This window comes from Nitratireductor aquimarinus, from assembly GCF_017255295.1.
In the GTDB taxonomy this organism is placed as follows: Bacteria; Pseudomonadota; Alphaproteobacteria; order Rhizobiales; family Rhizobiaceae; genus Nitratireductor; species Nitratireductor aquimarinus.
In genome coordinates this window covers 44,573-61,516 of sequence record NZ_JAFKDE010000009.1, presented here as the reverse complement: position 1 = coordinate 61,516, position 16,944 = coordinate 44,573, and the positions used below count along the sequence as shown (strand labels likewise).

Annotated in this window: 18 protein-coding genes; 4 read left to right on the top strand and 14 right to left on the bottom strand. The window is 63.3% G+C overall.

The window, feature by feature from the left end:
- Positions 1–62: 62 nt before the first annotated feature.
- The 4 genes from phnE (JYP46_RS16200) to phnC all read right to left on the bottom strand — a co-directional run bounded on the left by phnE (JYP46_RS16200) (position 63) and on the right by phnC (position 4,493).
- Positions 63–1,619, bottom strand: coding sequence for a phosphonate ABC transporter, permease protein PhnE (gene phnE, locus JYP46_RS16200; protein WP_206548700.1), 1,557 nt, complete (start codon positions 1,617–1,619; stop codon positions 63–65).
- A 2-nt stretch (positions 1,620–1,621) separates the two neighbouring features.
- Complete coding sequence (gene phnE, locus JYP46_RS16195) at positions 1,622–2,590, bottom strand: phosphonate ABC transporter, permease protein PhnE (RefSeq protein WP_206544478.1); 969 nt, start codon at positions 2,588–2,590, stop codon at positions 1,622–1,624.
- Between the two features lie 67 nt (positions 2,591–2,657).
- Positions 2,658–3,566, bottom strand: a complete 909-nt coding sequence (gene phnD / locus JYP46_RS16190) for a phosphonate ABC transporter substrate-binding protein (RefSeq protein ID WP_206544479.1) — start codon at positions 3,564–3,566, stop codon at positions 2,658–2,660.
- 84 nt (positions 3,567–3,650) lie between these two features.
- Positions 3,651–4,493 carry a phosphonate ABC transporter ATP-binding protein gene (gene phnC, locus JYP46_RS16185; protein ID WP_206548699.1) on the bottom strand — a complete coding sequence of 281 codons (843 nt, stop codon included), beginning with the start codon at positions 4,491–4,493 and terminating at the stop codon, positions 3,651–3,653.
- Positions 4,494–4,745: 252 nt separating this feature from the next.
- Here phnC and JYP46_RS16180 point away from each other — a divergent pair, with 252 nt between their 5' ends.
- Positions 4,746–5,153 (top strand): GFA family protein, encoded by a 408-nt coding sequence (locus JYP46_RS16180; protein WP_206548698.1) that lies wholly within the window; start codon positions 4,746–4,748, stop codon positions 5,151–5,153.
- A gap of 51 nt (positions 5,154–5,204) precedes the next feature.
- Here the strand turns inward: JYP46_RS16180 and JYP46_RS16175 are convergent, their stop codons facing one another.
- A complete protein-coding gene (locus JYP46_RS16175) occupies positions 5,205–5,741 on the bottom strand; it encodes a cytochrome b (protein ID WP_206548697.1) in 537 nt (178 codons plus the stop codon).
- 108 nt (positions 5,742–5,849) lie between these two features.
- Here JYP46_RS16175 and JYP46_RS16170 point away from each other — a divergent pair, with 108 nt between their 5' ends.
- Positions 5,850–6,263, top strand: coding sequence for a MarR family winged helix-turn-helix transcriptional regulator (locus tag JYP46_RS16170; protein ID WP_222474190.1), 414 nt, complete (start codon positions 5,850–5,852; stop codon positions 6,261–6,263).
- Between the two features lie 24 nt (positions 6,264–6,287).
- On the opposite strand, the gene JYP46_RS16165 is transcribed toward JYP46_RS16170, so the two are convergent.
- Both JYP46_RS16165 and JYP46_RS16160 read right to left on the bottom strand, forming a co-directional pair.
- On the bottom strand, positions 6,288–7,244 hold the full coding sequence (locus JYP46_RS16165) for an NAD(P)H-dependent flavin oxidoreductase (RefSeq protein ID WP_113153978.1): 957 nt from the start codon (positions 7,242–7,244) through the stop codon (positions 6,288–6,290).
- Between the two features lie 137 nt (positions 7,245–7,381).
- Positions 7,382–8,524, bottom strand: a complete 1,143-nt coding sequence (locus tag JYP46_RS16160; protein ID WP_206548695.1) for an aminotransferase class I/II-fold pyridoxal phosphate-dependent enzyme — start codon at positions 8,522–8,524, stop codon at positions 7,382–7,384.
- Positions 8,525–8,678: 154 nt separating this feature from the next.
- Here JYP46_RS16160 and JYP46_RS16155 point away from each other — a divergent pair, with 154 nt between their 5' ends.
- Positions 8,679–9,803: a hypothetical protein gene (locus JYP46_RS16155; RefSeq protein ID WP_206548694.1), complete on the top strand. Its 1,125-nt coding sequence runs from the start codon at positions 8,679–8,681 to the stop codon at positions 9,801–9,803.
- 7 nt (positions 9,804–9,810) lie between these two features.
- On the opposite strand, the gene JYP46_RS16150 is transcribed toward JYP46_RS16155, so the two are convergent.
- Positions 9,811–11,409, bottom strand: a complete 1,599-nt coding sequence (locus JYP46_RS16150; RefSeq protein ID WP_206548805.1) for a cisplatin damage response ATP-dependent DNA ligase — start codon at positions 11,407–11,409, stop codon at positions 9,811–9,813.
- Complete coding sequence (locus JYP46_RS16145; protein ID WP_206548693.1) at positions 11,409–12,419, bottom strand: ligase-associated DNA damage response exonuclease; 1,011 nt, start codon at positions 12,417–12,419, stop codon at positions 11,409–11,411. The genes JYP46_RS16150 and JYP46_RS16145 overlap by 1 nt, the downstream gene beginning before the upstream one ends.
- Positions 12,420–12,546: 127 nt before the next feature.
- Between JYP46_RS16145 and JYP46_RS16140 the strand changes: the two genes are divergently transcribed.
- A complete protein-coding gene (locus JYP46_RS16140) occupies positions 12,547–13,521 on the top strand; it encodes a class I SAM-dependent methyltransferase (protein ID WP_206548692.1) in 975 nt (324 codons plus the stop codon).
- A gap of 55 nt (positions 13,522–13,576) precedes the next feature.
- Here JYP46_RS16140 and bfr read toward each other — a convergent pair whose 3' ends face one another.
- The 5 genes from bfr to phnK all read right to left on the bottom strand — a co-directional run bounded on the left by bfr (position 13,577) and on the right by phnK (position 16,857).
- Positions 13,577–14,062 (bottom strand): bacterioferritin, encoded by a 486-nt coding sequence (gene bfr, locus JYP46_RS16135; protein WP_113153984.1) that lies wholly within the window; start codon positions 14,060–14,062, stop codon positions 13,577–13,579.
- Positions 14,028–14,342: a (2Fe-2S)-binding protein gene (locus JYP46_RS16130; RefSeq protein WP_113153985.1), complete on the bottom strand. Its 315-nt coding sequence runs from the start codon at positions 14,340–14,342 to the stop codon at positions 14,028–14,030. Before JYP46_RS16130 ends, bfr begins: the two co-directional genes overlap by 35 nt.
- A gap of 417 nt (positions 14,343–14,759) precedes the next feature.
- The gene (locus JYP46_RS16125; RefSeq protein ID WP_206544489.1) at positions 14,760–15,374 is read right to left on the bottom strand and encodes a DapH/DapD/GlmU-related protein; all 615 of its coding nucleotides are present in this window, start codon (positions 15,372–15,374) and stop codon (positions 14,760–14,762) included.
- Positions 15,371–16,078 (bottom strand): phosphonate C-P lyase system protein PhnL, encoded by a 708-nt coding sequence (phnL, locus tag JYP46_RS16120; protein ID WP_206548691.1) that lies wholly within the window; start codon positions 16,076–16,078, stop codon positions 15,371–15,373. Before phnL ends, JYP46_RS16125 begins: the two co-directional genes overlap by 4 nt.
- A 2-nt stretch (positions 16,079–16,080) precedes the next feature.
- The gene (gene phnK, locus JYP46_RS16115) at positions 16,081–16,857 is read right to left on the bottom strand and encodes a phosphonate C-P lyase system protein PhnK (protein WP_206544491.1); all 777 of its coding nucleotides are present in this window, start codon (positions 16,855–16,857) and stop codon (positions 16,081–16,083) included.
- Between the last annotated feature and the right edge of the window lie 87 nt (positions 16,858–16,944).

The following is a 16,944-nucleotide window of genomic DNA, read 5'->3' as shown; positions in this document are numbered from 1 at the left end:
GTTAACGAATCCCTCAAAAGGACCGCGAAGGCTAGCAGCCAATTTCCCCTGCGTCATCCTCTTCACGGCTGCCTGCCGATCAGACGCTGACGCAGAAGGTTGGAGATGTTGTCGAAGACGAATACGACAAGCAGGATCAGGATGACCATGTAGGCCACGTTTTCCCAGTCCTGATTGGTGCGCATCGCTTCCCAGAGCTTGAGGCCGATGCCGCCGGCGCCAACGGCGCCGATGATGGTGGCGGAGCGGGTGTTGGACTCCCAGAAATAGAGCGCCTGGCTCAAAAAGACCGGCAGAACCTGCGGCACCACGCCATAGCGCTGGACCGAAGCAGGGGCCGCGCCGACGGAGCGCACACCCTCGCGCTGCTTGTCGTCGATGTTCTCCAGCGCTTCCGAGTAGAGCTTGCCGAACGTGCCGGTGTCGGTGAAGAAGATCGCCGAGATACCGGCCAGCGGTCCCGGCCCGAAGGCGCGGGTGAAGAACAGCGCCCAGATCAGCATGTCCACCGAGCGCAGGAAGTCGAAGAAGCGCTTGAGCACCTGATTGACGACCCGGTTGGGCATGATGTTGCGGGCTGCGGCAAAGGCCAGCGGGAAGGCCAGCATCGACGCCAGCACCGTGCCGGCGAAGGCCATGACGATGGTCTGCAGCAGCTTCAGCCACACATCGCCATGCTGCCAGTCGGCATTGTTGACGAAATTGTTCCAGGCGAGCGACAGGTTGGAGCGGTCCGCCTCGATGCGGTCGCCGAAGAAGATCGTTCCCAGAACCTCGCCGGCCGACATGTCCCAATAGGGCGAGCGGGTGTCGAAGAAGAAGTTCTCCCAGCCGATGAAACGGCGGCGCACTTTCACTTCGTCATCCTCGATCTCGGCGCGTCCGGCAAATCCGAAGCGTACGATCACCTTCGCGCCCGGCGCGCGCTGGCTTGCCCACTCGGGCAGCGGTCCGCGTGCATTGACGCTGACGCGCTCCTCGATGTCGAGTTCCAGCGTTTCGCCCCTGTGGGTCACGGTCACGAAGCCCGGCTGAACGCGGATATGCGTGTCGCCGCCGAAGGAGATGTCGGCGCTGACCACGGCTTCCTCACGCGTCGTCGCGGGAGCCTGCGGCGCAGCTTCCGCCTCGGTCCCGGGGCTTTCCGTGGTGGTGGAAGAGGGGGCCATCGCGCCCAGAAAACCACCGTCTTCCTTCTTGGCCGGTTCGGCGTCGAGCGAGCCGAGGAAACCGGCTCCGCTGGTCGCGCCGCCCGTGGCGTTGCCCGCCGCAGCGCTTGCCGCCACGCGGCGTTCGACCATGGCGGTCTCGGTCGTCAGCCATTCCGGCCTTGGGTCGCTGCCGAGCGGCGAGAAGCGCGGAAAGGAAACATCCAGCGCATCGCCGTCATATTCGATGTCCGGGCGGATTTCATAGGAAACCCAGTCGGCCAGATAGCTGCCCGCAATGTCCCAGTTGCCGTTGGAGATGACCTGCCCGATGGCGAAGAACCACCAGGCGAAGACCATGTAGAGGGCGATGGCGGTGATGATGATCACGCCGCGCAGGCGCTCCATCAGCGGACGGTGAAACACATCCGCGTGGCGCGCGGCGATGGCGTTGGCTTCGATCTCGGTCATGATCAGCCTCCCCGGCCGAATTCGAATGCCTGCTTGCCGACAATGCGGCCGCGCAGCCAGGCCGAAAGCTGGTCGACCGCGACGATGGTGCAGAACAGAAGAAGGATGATGGCGAGCGTCTTGGCTTCATGCGTGCGGCTGATCGAGAGGCGCAGCGCCTCGCCGATGCCGCCGCCGCCGACCGCGCCGATGATGGTGGAGGCGCGCACGTTGATTTCCAGACGCAGCAGTGCGTAGCTCAGGAAGTTGGGCATGACCTGCGGTACGATGGAGAACCAGACGCGCTCCACCCAGTTGGCACCGGCGGCGCGCAGGCCTTCCTCGGCCTTCATGTCGGCGTTCTCGACCACTTCGAAGAACATCTTGCCAAGCGCGCCGACCGTGTGGATCGACACCGCGATGATGGCGGGCACTGCCCCGATGGTCAGCACGGCCAGAAAGAAGCCGGCGATCACGATCTCGGGGAAGGCGCGCAGCACTTCCATGAAACGGCGCACGAAGAAGCGCAGCCAGCGCCGCGTCGTCAGGTTCGATGCGGCCAGGAAGCACAGAACGAAGCCAAGGCCGAAGCCGATCAGCGTGGAAACCAGCGCAATGTTGATGGTCTCCAGCATCTTGTAGAAATATTCGGGCAGATAGAGCGTCTCGGTGAGATAGATCCGCCCGTCGGGATAATTGTATTTCAGGCTGCCATCGTCATAGGGCGAGGGCAGGTCGAACAGGGCGCGCCAGATTTCCCAGCCATCGCGCGGCATCATCTGTCCCACGAAATCGAACAGATAGGGCAGTCGGTCGAAGAACTTGCCGGCGTTCGATTCATTGGCAAACCAGAGCGAACCGCTCATGGCGAGAACCATGAACACGATGCCGCCAATGGTGTAGAGACGACGGCGTCCGGCCAGTTCGCGCCAGTGGCGCTCCACGGCCTGGCCGGCTTCGGAAAGAAGCGGGGAATGGGTCGTTGCTGTCATGTTTGGCACGCCTGTGCGACAACGCCGCCGGCACAGGCCGGCGGCGCGTCAGATTGCGGGAAAGGGATCAGGAACCGATCTTGGAGCGACGGGCGTCGATGATCGGCTCGTAGAATGCCGGCGTCACTTCGGTGTAGCCCTTGTAGTCGCCGCCCTGGATGGCTGCGAAGCACTCCGGATCGGCTTCCGGCATTTCCATCATGAAGGTTTTGAACTTGTTCTTCATGTCGGCGTCCATGGAGGTGCGAACCACGACCGGACCGTTCGGGATCAGCGGGGACTTCCAGAGCTCAACCAGATCGTCCATGTCGAGAATGCCCTTCTCGACCATCTTGTGCAGGTTGCCGGAAGTGTAGCCGTCGGAGAACTCGCCAACGCCCGAAGCCCAGGTCGTGCCGGCGTCGAACGTGCCCTTCACGACTTCAAGAACCAGGTTCTCGTGGCCGCCGCCGAAGCCGGTCTCGCCAAAGAACTCTTCAACCGAAGCGTTGACTGCCTTGGGCAGCGTGACAGCAGGAACGAGGTAGCCGGAGGTGGAGTCCGGATCGGCGAAGCCGAGCTTCTTGCCCTTCATGTCTTCCAGCGTTGCGATGCCGGAATCCTTGCGGGCCACCATGATCGAGTGATAGCCGGTCGAGCCGTCGGTCTGCACCGTGGTGAGGATCGGCTCAACGGCCTCCGGATCTTCCAGATAGACCTTTGCATAGCCCGAAGCGCCGAGCTCGGCATAGTCGAGCGTGCCGCCCAGCAGGCCCTGGATCACGCCGTCATAGTCGGCAGCCGGGAACAGGGCGACCTTCTCGACGCCCAGAACCTCGGGGAGCTTGTCGACGATGCAGGAGAAATTGCGCAGGCGGTCGGCTTCGTTTTCGCCGCCGAGAATGCCGATGCGGAACTCTTTCAGATCTTCGGCCTGTGCGCCGCCAACCATGATCGCGGTGAGCGCAACGGCGCCCATAAGAGCTTTCTTGAACATGATGTCTCTCCATTTGGGTGCCGGCCTTGCCGGCGGGGTTTCAAGCAGGTGGAGCCCGTTACGCGGGCGAGACGATCCCGTGGATCAGACGGCGGCGAGTGCCGGTTGAGCCTGACCGGTCGATTTCCTTGCCGGCTGCGGAGCCGGAACATTGATGCTGGTGGAGGTGATGGCTTCGGAAAGTTCCGCGCCTTCCTCGCCGCCATAAATGGTGCGCACCGCTTCGCTGGTCAGCGCCTCGGGCGGGCCGTCGAAAACCACCGCGCCCTTGGCCATGCCGACGATGCGGTTGCAATAGGCGCGCGCCGTGTCGAGCGTGTGCAGATTGGTGATGACGGTGATGCCTTCGCGGGCGTTGATGTCGGCGAGCGAATCCATCACCACCTTGGCGTTGAGCGGATCGAGCGAAGCGATCGGCTCGTCGGCGAGGATCACCTTCGGCTCCTGCATGAGCGCACGGGCAATCGCCACACGTTGCTGCTGGCCGCCGGAAAGCGTGCCGGCGCGCTGCAGCGCCGTCTGGGCGATGTCGAGGCGCTCAAGCGCTGCAATCGCCTGAATGCGCTCTTCCCGCGTGAACATGTTGAGCAGGTTGAGCACCGTGGAGCGGTGGTTGAGCCTGCCAAGCAGAACATTGGTGAGCACGTCGAGGCGCGGCACCAGGTTGAACTGCTGGAAGATCATCGCGCAGTCGCGCTGCCAGCGACGCAGTTCCGCGCCTTTCAGCGCCGAGACTTCCCTGCCCTGAAAGAAGATCGATCCTTCGGACGGATCGATCAGGCGGTTGATCATGCGCAGAAGCGTCGATTTGCCAGCGCCTGAGCGACCGATGACACCGACCATCTGGCCCTGTTCGATTTTCAGTTCCACGTCGCGCACGGCCGTGTTTGGCCCGAAACGACGGGTGACCTGACGAATTTCAAGCATGTGCTCTTCCCGTTAAGCGCCTTGTTGCGGCTCTTCCGTGGGCTTGTCGCCCTTGTTGGTCATTCGCCTAACGGGTGCGGATGAAACCTGCATGTCGAAGAGATGACGGTTTTCTGACAGCGCACAGCAGCGATTGAAGCGCCGGAGCCGCCCTGGGGCGATGGCCGCTCATGCGGTCGGCGTGCATCTGGATGCGCGCACGGGCGCTTTGTGATAGAGACACGGCCGCTTCAAAAAGAGATGAGTGAGTATATGACCCAGAAGAACGAGGGTTCCTGCCAGTGCGGGGCAGTCAAATTTAAGATTTCCGGCCCGTTCGAGAGCTTCTTTCTTTGTCACTGCTCCCGTTGCCGCAAGGATACCGGGTCGGCGCATGCAGCCAATCTATTCTCCACCGTGGCGAAGATCACCTGGCTGTCAGGAGAAGACCGGATCAAGACTTACCGGGTGCCCGAAAGCCGGCATGAAAAAAGCTTCTGCAGCGAATGCGGCTCGGCAGTTCCAGGCATCCAGATGGATGGCGCACTTCTCGTCGTGCCTGCGGGCAGCCTCGACACACCGGTCGATATTCGCCCGAACGCGCATATCTGTCTTTCCAGCCGCGCCAACTGGGATGACGGGCTGGATGAGGTAACCCGGCTGGAGGGCCTGCCGGGTTAAACGCCTTTGCCATCGCCGGTGCGTTCTGGCCGGCGGCGTGTGAGCGGGGCGTTAGCGCCCCAGCCCCATGCGCCCAAGAAGCCCGCCGCGCATGACGAAATGGTGGTAGAGCGCGGCGGCGGTGTGGAATGCCAGAAGCGCGATCAGAAGCCGGCTTCCCAGACCATGCGGCGCGCGCGGCAGATAGGTGGTGAAGTCCGGCAGCGGCGTCGTGGCGCCTGCAAAAAGGGTCGCGCCCGCGCCGGAGAGCGCCAGCATGCCGATGCCGCTGGCTCCCATGCCAAGAATGATCACGTAAAGCAGGCCGTGCACGATATGCGCGGCTCGCGCCTGCCAGCGCGGCGTGCCGGCGGCATCGGCCGGTTTGGCATCGCCCAGCCACCACCAGCCGATCCGCATCAGCGTCAAAAGCACAACGAAGATGCCAAGCGTGGCATGGATGCGCAGAAGCGCGAGCCTGTCTGCCGCCTCCATCGCGTCTGCCGCCTGAAAACCGGAGGCCAGAATGCCGACAATGGCCGCGGCCGTTGTCCAGTGAATGGCAATCGCAACCGCTCCATAGCGGTCATCAGAGCTTTTCCAGCGCATGGTCCTTCTCCTTGCGGGGATACCGTCGATGCAATATACATAGCATGCAATATAAATGGATAGCAAGCTATATAAATGACTTTCAGGCGTGAACGATCTGCAGGCTATATGACGAACTGGGCAGCGCGGCTTTTCGCGCGCGCCATCGACCGCAATTTGAGGGACATCGGCGTGACCAGCGGCATGCTGCCGGTGTTCTTCGCGCTGGGTGAGGGAGCCTGGCTATCGCAGAAGGCGCTCACGAAAAGCGCCGGCATCGAGCAGCCGACCATGGCGGCAACGCTGTTGCGAATGGAGCGCGATGGTCTGATCGAGAGACGGGCCGACCCGGAAGACCGGCGCAGCCGGCTGATCGGGTTGACCCCGGATGCGATGGAAAAGGCGGTGCGTGTCAGGCAGGCGGTTGGTGCTGTGAACGGCCTCGCGCTCGAAACCCTCACCGATGCGGAGCGCGCGCACTATCTGGCGTTGCTCGAGAAGATCGTCTCGTCGCTACAGGACAGTCTGAGCGACGACGGCTGATCTCTCCAAGATCAGGATCTGGTCTCAGCGCGGTGTGCAGAGCCGGTCCTTTGCGGCGGCATATTCTGCCGCAAGCCGGTCCACCAGCGCGCCTGCGCCGGTGATCTCGCTCACCGCGCCGACACCCTGTCCGCTGCCCCAGATGTCGCGCCAGGCCTTTGCGTCGGCGCTGGCGAAATTCATCTTCGACGGGTCGGCTTCCGGCAGGTTGTCGGGATCCATGCCGGCGTTGACGATGGACCCCTTCAGATAGTTGCCGTGCACGCCGGTGAACAGGTTGGAATAGACGATGTCGGCTGCGCGCGAAGAGACGATCATCTCCTTGTAGTCGTCGCTGGCGCGCGCCTCATGGGTGGCGATGAAGGGTGAGCCGATATAGGCGAGGTCCGCGCCCATGGCCTGAGCGCCCAGAACCGCGCCGCCATTGGCGATGGCGCCCGAGAGAAGCAGCGGCCCGTCAAACCACTGACGGATTTCCTGCACCAGCGCGAAGGGCGAGAGCGTGCCTGCATGGCCGCCGGCCCCGGTTGCAACCGCGATCAGCCCGTCAGCGCCCTTTTCGATCGCCTTGCGCGCATGGCGGTCGTGAATGATGTCGTGCAGCACGATGCCGCCATAGGAGTGGACGGCCTGGTTCACTTCCTCGACCGCGCCCAGCGAGGTGATGACGATTGGCACCTTGTGGTCCACGCAGACCCTCAGGTCATGCTCCAGCCGGTCATTGGACCGGTGAACGATCTGGTTGACCGCGAAGGGGGCGGAGGGACGATCCGGGTTCTGTGCGTCATGCGCAGCCAGTTCTTCGGTGATCTGCGAAAGCCACTCGTCGAGCTGCTCCTTGGGGCGGGCGTTGAGCGCGGGAAACGAGCCCACCACGCCGGCCTTGCACTGCGCCACCACCAGCGGCGGATGCGAGATGATGAACAGAGGCGCGCCGACCACGGGCAAACGCAATTTGTCGAAAACGGCCGGAAGCGCCATTGGCTATCTCCTCAATTGACGTATTCGTAAACGTCAAAACTTCTACAGCATCTCACCCCTTGTTGGGAACCCTTGATCTTGCGGGCTCCCGAAGCGTCCCGGGAACCCTTGTCGCATTTTTTGCGCCGGGCGTCTCCTCACCCGGCCGCAACACCGTTGTGACGGCGTTCGAGAAAGGCCCGCATCGCGGTCAGTCCCGCGTCGATGCCCCGGCGGCCAAAGCCGATGCGGAAGCGTCCGGCCGGCGCATCCATCAGCTCCGAGTGATAGACCGAGGCGGGCAGAAGCAGCACGCCCTGCTCTTCGACCAGATCGCGGCAGAAGGCTTCCACGCCGTCGGCGCCCCTGTAACGCGGATAGGCCACGCAGCCGCCATCGGGCCGTGTCCAGTCGAACAGGTCGGCATGGTCGGCGAAGAACGCGTCCATCTTCTCCAGGTTTTCGGCAATCAGCGCGCGGTTTCGCTCAAGAATGCGGTCGCTCACCGAAAGCGCCATCACCGCCAGACGCTCGCTGGGAGCGGAATTGCAGATCGAGAGGTAGTGCTTGTAGCGCTCGAATTTCAGCAGGAGCGCCGTGTCCGGGCTGGCGATCCAGCCAATGCGCAGGCCCGGCAGGCCGTAGGCCTTGGACATCACATTGAGCGAGATGCCTTTCTCATAGATCTCGGCGGCCTGCGGCAGGCGCTTGCTCTCGTCGCGCTCCAGAAGCCGATAGACCTCGTCGCTGAAAAGATAGAGATCATGCGCGCGGCAGATCTCCACCAGTTCCGCAAAATCGTCCTGCGGCATCAGCGCGCCGGTCGGGTTGTTGGGCAGGTTGACGGAAATGAGCTTTGTGTTGGGGCGGATCGCGGCGCGCACTGCGTCGAGGTCGAGCCGCCAGTTCTTGTCTTCCAGAAGCGGCACGCCGGTAACGGCGCACAGGCCGAGCGGCACGGTCTCGGCCGCCTGATAGTTGGGCACCGAGACGATGGCGTGGTCGTCGGGCGTGAGCATCACCCGCATGGCGGCGTAGATGCCTTCCTCCGCCCCGGCGAAGCAGAGAATGTTGCTGGCGGAAAGTCCGTCATAGGTGGCGGCGATGGCCTCGCGCAGATCAGGCGCGCCCCAGGTTTCCGTGTAGCCGAGCCAGAGACTGTCGAGCTGTTCGCGCGCCGCCGGCCCTGCCATCTGCGTCAGTTCGCCGAGCGTCATGCTCTCCATGTCCGAAGCGGTCATGTGATGCCGGGCATTGAACTCCCAGCGGGAAAAATGAACTTCGAGCGCGAAATCACGCATTTCAGTCTCCTCCGGCCTTGTTTTGAGCGGTTTGTGAACCGTTTTCCGCGCGTCGCGCCGGAAGGATGGATTGTTCACACCTTGTTATCACCGTTGATTGCATACTCACCAACGGTTAACCATGGGGCAAAGCAGGCAAAGAGGGCAGCCAGCCTTGGACGCAATAGAAAAAGCCATAAGAAAGGCGTTCGAAAAGGGCGACGCAGACAAGCGGTCCTTTCGTGAGAAGGTCTACCGCTCGGCGTTTGCCGCGCTGGAGCGCACGCTTGAGGCACGCGAGGATCTCTCGGACGAGGCGAAACTCGCCCGGCGTGAGAACCTGAAGGCGACGATCACCGAAATCGAAACGGAATTCGTTCCCGCAGCCGCGCCCCGTCGCCCGGCCGCGCCGGAACCCGAAGCGCCACAGCGGCAGGAGCCGAGGCCCGCGCCGCGTCAGGCGCCTTCGCCTCAGGTGACGCCCGAGGTGGCGCCCCAAGTGGCGCCCGAGCCGCGTCGCGCACAAGTGCGGCGCGCCGAAAGCGATTTCACGCCGCAGATCGACCGCGCAGACCGGCCTTCCGCACCCGACCAGCCGTCGGATGCGGAAACCAAGCGCCGCATTCGCGCGGCCCTGCCAAGGCAGCGCCGCCCCTACGCCATGCTGTTTCTCGTGGCGACCCTGGTGGCCTTTGTCGCCATGGGGCTCTGGTGGACGTTTTCCAGTGGCATCCTGATGTCCAGCGCCGAACGCGACACCAGCGTTCCCAATCCGCCGCTGGCGCTTGAGGAAGAAGAGTTCTCGACGGGCAGCGACGAGACCACGGGCACGCAGGGCGCATCGGGCACAAGCCGCGCTGCGGGCGAGTGGATCACCGTGTTCGATCCGACCGACCCGACGACGGTCGCCGCGTCCAATGGCGGCAATGTGGATGTCATGCGCAATGATGATCGTGTGTTCCTGCGCATCAGCACGGCGGGCAATGCCGGCGTCACCTTCGATGTGGGGCAGGGCATTCTCGAAACGCTGGCAGGCCGCAGCGCGATCTTCAGCATTGAGGCGCGTTCGCAGGATGGCGAGGAAACGCAGCTTTCGCTGTCGTGCAATTTCGGCGCGCTCGGCGGCTGCGGACGCACCCGCTATGTGGTTGGCCCCTCACGGGCGGATTATCTGTTCGAGGTCACGCTGCCGGATGAGCGGCCCAATGGCGGCGGCACAATCACCATCGTTCCCGATGTGACGGGCGGCGGCAAGGCGCTCGACATCTTCGCGATCCGGGCAGCGGTCGCAACGCAGTGACTGCCCGCTAGTCCGCCAAAAGCGCCATAAGGGTTTCCAGCCGGTCGGCCTCGGCCGCCGGCTTGTCCCAGCGCAGGCGCGAGATGCGTGGAAAGCGCATGGCGACGCCCGATTTGTGGCGCGTCGAGCGGTTCAGCCCTTCAAAGGCGACTTCGAGAACGAGGCCATGGCCGGGCTCCGCGCGCACCGAGCGCACGGGGCCGAAACGCTCCACCGTGTTGTCGCGCACATATTTGTCGATCAGCTTCAGTTCTTCATCGGTAAAGCCGAAATAGGCCTTGCCGACCGGCACCAGTTCGGGTGCGTCGTCCGGGCCTCTCCAGACGCCGAATGTATAGTCCGAATAATAGCTTGACCGTTTTCCATGGCCGCGCTGGGCGTACATCAGGACCGCATCGACGGTGAACGGATCGCGCTTCCATTTGAACCACGGCCCCTTTGGGCGACCCGGCACATAGGCGGAATCGCGCCGTTTCAGCATCACCCCTTCGATGACGGGATGCGGCGGATTGCGGCGCTTTTCCTCAAGCTCCTCCCAGCCTGAAAAGCCGACCATGGGAGACAGGTCGAACCGGTGTTCTGAAAGCGCCGGCAGTTCGTTTTGCAGAATGGCGCGCCGCTCGGCAAAGGGCAGGGCGCGCAGATCATCATCGCCGATCTGGAGAAGATCGTAGCAGCGCAGAAAAACGGGGTATTCGGCGAGCATCTTCTTCGAGACCGTCTTGCGATTCAGGCGCTGTTGCAGATCTGAAAACGTGCCGGTTTTGAGGCCCGGATTTCCGACCAGAAGTTCTCCATCCAGCGTCATTTCGGCATCGAATTCCGCCAAAAGATCGGGAAATGCGCCGGAAATATCGTCGCCCGTGCGCGAATAAAGCCGTTTCACACCGTCTTCGCACGCCGCCTGCACACGGATGCCGTCCCACTTCCATTCGGCGGCATAGTCGCCCGGATCGAGTTTTTCGAGATCGCCCTCGCCGACCGGGTGGGCGAGCATGACCGGGCGGTACAGCGCCCGTGCGGCGCTGACCGGCTTTTCGGCCTTGCCCTCAAGCCAGGCGAAAAGCGTTTCATAGGGCGGTTCGAGCCCGTGCCAGAGTTCTTCGATCTCACCCACATCCCTGTCGCCAAAGGCGGCAAGCGCCTGTTTGGCAAGCCGCGCCGAAACGCCGATCCGCAAGCCCCCGGTCGCCAGTTTGATGAGCGCGAAACGGGCGGAAGGGTCGAGCCGGTCGAGCAGGCCTGCAATGACCGTTGGCGCTTCGGCGCGGCCAAGCCTTGCGAGGGTTTCGACGATCTCGGAGAGCGCCGGCGGCGGGGTCTCACTGTCGTGGGAGGCGGGCCAGACCAGCGAAATGGTTTCGGCGAGATCGCCCACATAATCGTAGGAATAGGCGAAAAGCACCTCATCCATGCGCTCGGAAATCAGGGTGCGCAGCATGGCGGGTTTGACCGCCGGAAAATCCAGACCGCCCGTGAGTGCGGCCAGCGCGTAGCCCCGGTCGGGATCGGGCACGGTGCGGAAATAATCCGCCAGAAGCCGCAGCTTGCCATTGCGCGACGGTGTGAGGACGAGACGGTCGAGGAGATCGGCGAAACGCTGCATCATTCGGCCTCGTCTTCATAGCCGACAAGGTTGAGCGGGCGCGCGGCGATGCCGTTCAGCTCGCACCAGCGCACGATGGCTTCTTCGCGCCCATGGGTCACCCACACTTCGCCCGCCTCCGTTTCGCGGATGGTGGCGGTGAGTTCGTTCCAGTCGGCATGGTCGGACAGGATCAGCGGAAGCTCGACGCCGCGCTGTCTGGCGCGCTGGCGAATGCGCATCCAGCCGGAGGCGAAGACATTGAGCGGGTCGGCGAAACGGCGCGTCCAGCGTTCGCCGAAAACCGAAGGCGGGGCGACGATGATCTGGCCCGCGCCGCGATCGACAATGCCTTCCTCGTCGGTGGCCGGGGCGAGTTCGCCGAGCTTGATGCCCTGACCCTGATAGTAGTTGCAGAGCTTGGCCAGTGCGCCGTGAATGAGGATCGGCGCATCATGGCCAGCAGCGCGCAGGAGCCCGATGACGCGCTGCGCCTTGCCGAGCGAATAGGCGCCGACAATGTGGGCGCGCTCGGGGAACTGGGCAAGCGAGGCGGTCAGCCTGCGGATCTCGTTCAGCGGATCGGGATGGACGAAGACGGGGAGCCCGAAGGTCGCTTCGGTGATGAAGACATCGCAGCGCACCGGCTCGAATGGTGCGCAGGTGGCGTCTGGATGGCGCTTGTAGTCGCCGGAGGCGACGATGCGCAGCCCGTTGGCCTCGACCGCGATCTGCGCCGAGCCGAGCACATGGCCTGCGGGGTGAAACGAGACGGTGACACCATCGATGGAAAGCTTCTCGCCATAGGCAAGGGCCTGCCGGCTTTCGGCAAAATCCGCGCCGTAGCGCAGCTCCATGATGTCGAGTGTCTGCCCTGTCGCCAGCACGTGGCGATGGCCCGCGCGGGCGTGGTCGGCATGGCCATGCGTGATGAGCGCCCGCTCCACCGGGCGAACGGGATCGATGTAGAAATCGCCGGGCGGGCAATAAAGCCCTGCCGGACGCGGGTGGAGCAGATCGTGCGGCTTCATGGAACCACAAGATAGGATTTTTTTCTGATGGTGAAAGATATGCTTGTCAGGAGAGATTTCCGGGAGCATAAACGCCCACCGCCCGCGTGGGTCCTGACCCAGGGCACCCCGGAAAAATTCAAACTGTATGAACCCATTCATCTTCACCTCGGGTAACCTCCTGGCCGATCGCCGGGCGGAGTACGCCGAGATGTTGCTGGAAAACGGGGAGTTTGCAGCGGCAGCCGGCCTGATGGGCGAGGCGCTGGAACTCGCGCCGGACTGGATCGCAGGGCATTATCGACATGGCGAGATGCTGGCCGAGGCCGGCGAGATCGCGGCGGCGGTGGACGCCTGGCGCACGGTGCTGCGGCTTGATCGCGAAGACAGGCTGGGCGCGGCGCTCAAGCTTGAGCTGCATGGCGCGCTGGACGGTCTTGAAGCCGCTCCTTCCGCCTTTGTCGAAACGCTGTTCGATCAATATGCCGAAACCTTCGACGCTTCGCTGGTGGACAAGCTTGGCTACCGCGTGCCGCAATTGCTGGAAGAGGCGCTTCTGCGCCTTGGTCGCGACAGCTTTGCCCATGCGGTCGATCTTGGCTGCGGCACCGGCCTCATGGGCGAGCGCCTGCGATCCCGCGTGAGCTTTCTGGAAGGGCTCGATATCTCCGCCGAGATGCTGAAGCGGGCCGGGGGAAAGCACATATACGACCGTCTGGAGCGGGCCGATCTGGCAGCACTTTCGACCCTGCCGCGCAGGGCCGACCTGGTGACGGCGGCCGATGTGTTCATGTATCTGGGCGCGCTGGAGCGGCTTTTTGCGACGGCGGGCGCGTCGCTTGCGCCGGGAGCGCTCTTCGTCTTCTCGGTCGAACATCACGCGGGGCCGGAGGCAATGGTGCTGCGCGCCTCGCGCCGTTATGCCCATTCCGAGCCGCATCTGCGTGCAGCGCTGGCGGAAGCGGGGTTCGAGCCGGTCCTTTTGGAGAAGGCGGCGATCCGGATGGATCGCGGTGAGCCCATAGAAGGGCTGATCGTGGTGGCGGAGCGAACCGGGGCGGCGCGCAAGCTGGGCGATGCGGCGCTCGTTCCGGGTGCAAAACAGCGGCCAAGAGCGCATTGATCACGGGAGTGGAATGGCCGGGAGCGGGTGCTCGACCGGCCATTCCTAAGCCAGATTACTCGGCTTCGTCGGCAGAGCCGGCGTTCAGCTGGCCGTATTTGGCCTCGCCGATGGTCTCAAGAAGCTCAAGCTGGGTTTCGAGGAAGTCGATATGGCCTTCCTCATCGGCCAGAAGCTCTTCAAACAGTTTCATGGATACGTAGTCGCCGGCGGCGTTACAGTCGTCGCGGGCCTCTTTGTACAGCTTGCGGGCATCGTGCTCGCCAGCCAGATCGGCTTCGAGAACCTCTTTGAGGTTCTGGCCGATGCGCAGCGGTCCAACGACCTGCAGGTTGGGATGACCTTCAAGGAAGATGATGCGCTCGACCAGCTTGTCGGCGTGGTGCATCTCCTCGATGGATTCCTCGCGTTCCTTCTTCGCCAGTTTGGTGAAGCCCCAGTCTTCCAGAAGGCGATAGTGCAGCCAGTACTGGTTGACCGCCCCGAGTTCATGGGTGAGGGCTTCGTTAAGCCGCTCGATAACCTTTTTGTCGCCTTTCATTAAACCTGCTCCCGTAGCGCTCGCGCAGGGCGCGAACCTGGTCAAGATATGTCACGACTTCAGCGCCTTCGCTTTCGGCGTGACGGTGGTGGTATTCTTCCGTTACACGGATGATCGTTTCCACCACATTTGGGAAGCAGCCGCAACAGCGACCTCGTTTGGAAAGCGTGTGATAGACCTTGGCCGGCACGATGAGCTGCCAGGGGTCTTCGTCCAGCATCGAAACGATGGTGTCCTCGACCTCTTTCTGGGTGATCAGGTTGCACTGACAGACGAGCATGGCGACGTCAAACGCTCCGTGGCTTTGCAAGGTCAAGCCCACAGGCAAGGGTTGAACCTTCGTGCCGGAGTGTGTCGGAAAACGCGCCCGTATCAGCGAAAGACTGCCGGCAGGTTTTGTGGCAGGCAGGGCTTGCGGGCGACGACAGACGTCCTGCGATCGAAAGGGTTAAAGGCCCCAACACCATGGACGCATCGCGCAGATGCAGGCGCATAGAACACGCGGACGGGCGTTCCTGTCAATAAAAACATGACAATCATATTCAGGGAAAACTGCGACCCGTTGGCGCGGCGATGAGAGCATCGGACCGGAAAGCGATAACCGGCTTCCGGTTTCTCCGATGCTCCATCAATAAATCGGATCTTCTTTTACGCAATTCCGGACGGAAAACCGGTTCCCGCTTTTCCTGGAATTGCTTTAGCCGCCGTGCTTTTCCAGGAATTCCTCCGCGTTCAGCGAGCGGAAGTCGTCCAGTGCGGCGCGCAGCCGGTCATGGTCCCAGTCCCACCAGGCAAGCGCCTGATAGCGCTCGGCGGTTTTGCGGTCGAAACGCTCGCGGATCGGGCGGGCGGGAACACCGCCGACAATCGTGTAGGGCGCGACATCCTTCGACACGACCGCGCCTGCGCCGATCACCGCACCATCGCCGACGGTGACGCCGGGCAGGATCGTGCAGCCATGGCCAAGCCATGTGTCGTGACCGATCCGCACCATATTCTCCCGCCGCCATTCGAAGAACTGGGCGTCATGCTCGGCATCCGGCCAGTAATCGCCGGAGCGGTAGGTGAAATGGTGCAGGGTCGGCCGCCATGTGGGGTGGTTCGTGGCGTTGATGCGCACGGCGGCGGCGATGTTGGAGAACTTGCCGATCTGCGCGCACCAGACGCTGCAATCCTGCGTCATGTATGAGTAGTCGCCGAACGCCGTTTCCTGCACGCGGGACCGCTCGCCGATTTCGGTGTAGCGGCCGAGCGTGGATTCTACGACCTTTGCGGTGGGGTGAATGGCCGGCTTTTCCGAGAGCTGTTTCATGCCGCTTTCCTGCCTGGTGCGAAGTCGGTGACGTCGATGATGCGGTCGGCGACGATCTCGCGCACATCCTGATCGTGGAAGATGCCGAGAAGGGCGACGCCCGCCTTCTTCTTCTCGTCGATCATGGAAACCACGATTTCGCGGTTTGCCTTGTCGAGCGAAGCGGTCGGTTCATCGAGCAGCAGAACGGGGTGGTCGGTGATGAAGCCGCGGGCGATGTTCACGCGCTGCTGCTCGCCGCCGGAGAAGGTGGCGGGCGGCAGATCCCACAGGCGCTCGGGCAGGTTGAGGCGCTCGAGCAGCATCTCGGCCCTGCCGCGGGCGGTTTCCAGAACTTCGCCGCGCGCGATGAGCGGTTCGGCTACAACGTCGCGCGCGGAAACGCGCGGCACGGCGCGCAGGAACTGGCTGACATAGCCAATCGTGTCGCGGCGGATGGCGATGACGGTGCGCGGATCGGCGGTGGCGAGGTTCACCAGATTGCCGTCATGGCTGACGATCACCTGACCGGTGTCGATGGCGTAGCTGCCATAGATCATCTTGAGGATGGAGCTCTTGCCGGCGCCCGAGGGGCCGCCAAGCACGGCGCATTCGCCGGCGGAGAGCGAGAAGGAGACATCGGACACCACGGGCAGGCGGATGCCGCCCTGGAGATGCATGGTGAAGCTCTTGCAGACTTCGGAGACGACGAGGGGCGTTGCCATGATCACACCTGCAGGATGGAGGAAACGAGAAGCTGGGTGTAGGGCGCCTGCGGATCGTCGAGCACCCGGTCGGTGAGGCCGCTTTCGACCACGTGACCGTCCTTCATGACGATCATGCGGTGGGAGAGAAGGCGGGCGACCGCGAGGTCGTGGGTAACGACGATGGCGGACAGGCCAAGTTCGTGAACGAGGCCGCGCAGGAGATCGAGCAGGCGGGCCTGCACCGACACGTCGAGACCGCCGGTCGGCTCATCCATGAAGACGAGGCGCGGGCCGGTGACGAGGTTGCGGGCGATTTGCAGGCGCTGGCGCATGCCGCCGGAAAAGGCGCGCGGCTGGTCGTCGATGCGGTCGCTGGAGATCTCCACACGGCCGAGCCAGTCGGTGGCGGTGGCGCGGATGTCGCCATAGTGGCGCTGGCCCACGGCCATCAGCCGCTCGCCGACATTCGCGCCGGCGGAAACCGTCATGCGCAGACCGTCGGAGGGGTTCTGGTGCACGAAGCCCCAGTCGGTGCGCATCAGGAAGCGGCGTTCGGCTTCGCTCATGCGGTAGAGGTCGTGGAAGGCCCCGTCGCGCATGCGGTAGGACACGGTGCCGGAGGTCGGCAGGAGGCGGGTGGAGAGGCAGTTCAGGAGGGTGGTCTTGCCCGAGCCGGACTCGCCCACCACGGCCAGAACCTCGCCCGGCCACAGGTCGAAGGAGATGTCGTTGCAGCCGATACGGTTGCCGTAAAATTTCGAGATGGAGCGAACGCGAAGCAGCGGTTCGTCAGTCATTGGATTTCTCCGCGAATTTTCAAAAGTTTGCGCAGCCCCTCATCCGCCTGCCGACGCCTTCTCCCCGCCGACGGGGAGAAGGAGGAG

Coding starts and splice junctions, on each gene's coding strand:
- JYP46_RS16125 (WP_206544489.1), bottom strand. CDS start 15,374: ATGAAACAGCTCTCGGAAAAGCCGGCCATTCACCCCACCGCAAAGGTC.
- phnE (WP_206548700.1), bottom strand. CDS start 1,619: ATGACCGAGATCGAAGCCAACGCCATCGCCGCGCGCCACGCGGATGTG.
- JYP46_RS16130 (WP_113153985.1), bottom strand. CDS start 14,342: ATGCTCGTCTGTCAGTGCAACCTGATCACCCAGAAAGAGGTCGAGGAC.
- JYP46_RS16165 (WP_113153978.1), bottom strand. CDS start 7,244: ATGGCGCTTCCGGCCGTTTTCGACAAATTGCGTTTGCCCGTGGTCGGC.
- bfr (WP_113153984.1), bottom strand. CDS start 14,062: ATGAAAGGCGACAAAAAGGTTATCGAGCGGCTTAACGAAGCCCTCACC.
- JYP46_RS16180 (WP_206548698.1), top strand. CDS start 4,746: ATGACCCAGAAGAACGAGGGTTCCTGCCAGTGCGGGGCAGTCAAATTT.
- phnE (WP_206544478.1), bottom strand. CDS start 2,590: ATGACAGCAACGACCCATTCCCCGCTTCTTTCCGAAGCCGGCCAGGCC.
- phnC (WP_206548699.1), bottom strand. CDS start 4,493: ATGCTTGAAATTCGTCAGGTCACCCGTCGTTTCGGGCCAAACACGGCC.
- JYP46_RS16160 (WP_206548695.1), bottom strand. CDS start 8,524: ATGCGTGATTTCGCGCTCGAAGTTCATTTTTCCCGCTGGGAGTTCAAT.
- JYP46_RS16145 (WP_206548693.1), bottom strand. CDS start 12,419: ATGAAGCCGCACGATCTGCTCCACCCGCGTCCGGCAGGGCTTTATTGC.
- JYP46_RS16150 (WP_206548805.1), bottom strand. CDS start 11,409: ATGCAGCGTTTCGCCGATCTCCTCGACCGTCTCGTCCTCACACCGTCG.
- JYP46_RS16140 (WP_206548692.1), top strand. CDS start 12,547: ATGAACCCATTCATCTTCACCTCGGGTAACCTCCTGGCCGATCGCCGG.
- phnK (WP_206544491.1), bottom strand. CDS start 16,857: ATGACTGACGAACCGCTGCTTCGCGTTCGCTCCATCTCGAAATTTTAC.
- phnD (WP_206544479.1), bottom strand. CDS start 3,566: ATGTTCAAGAAAGCTCTTATGGGCGCCGTTGCGCTCACCGCGATCATG.
- JYP46_RS16170 (WP_222474190.1), top strand. CDS start 5,850: ATGACGAACTGGGCAGCGCGGCTTTTCGCGCGCGCCATCGACCGCAAT.
- phnL (WP_206548691.1), bottom strand. CDS start 16,078: ATGGCAACGCCCCTCGTCGTCTCCGAAGTCTGCAAGAGCTTCACCATG.
- JYP46_RS16175 (WP_206548697.1), bottom strand. CDS start 5,741: ATGCGCTGGAAAAGCTCTGATGACCGCTATGGAGCGGTTGCGATTGCC.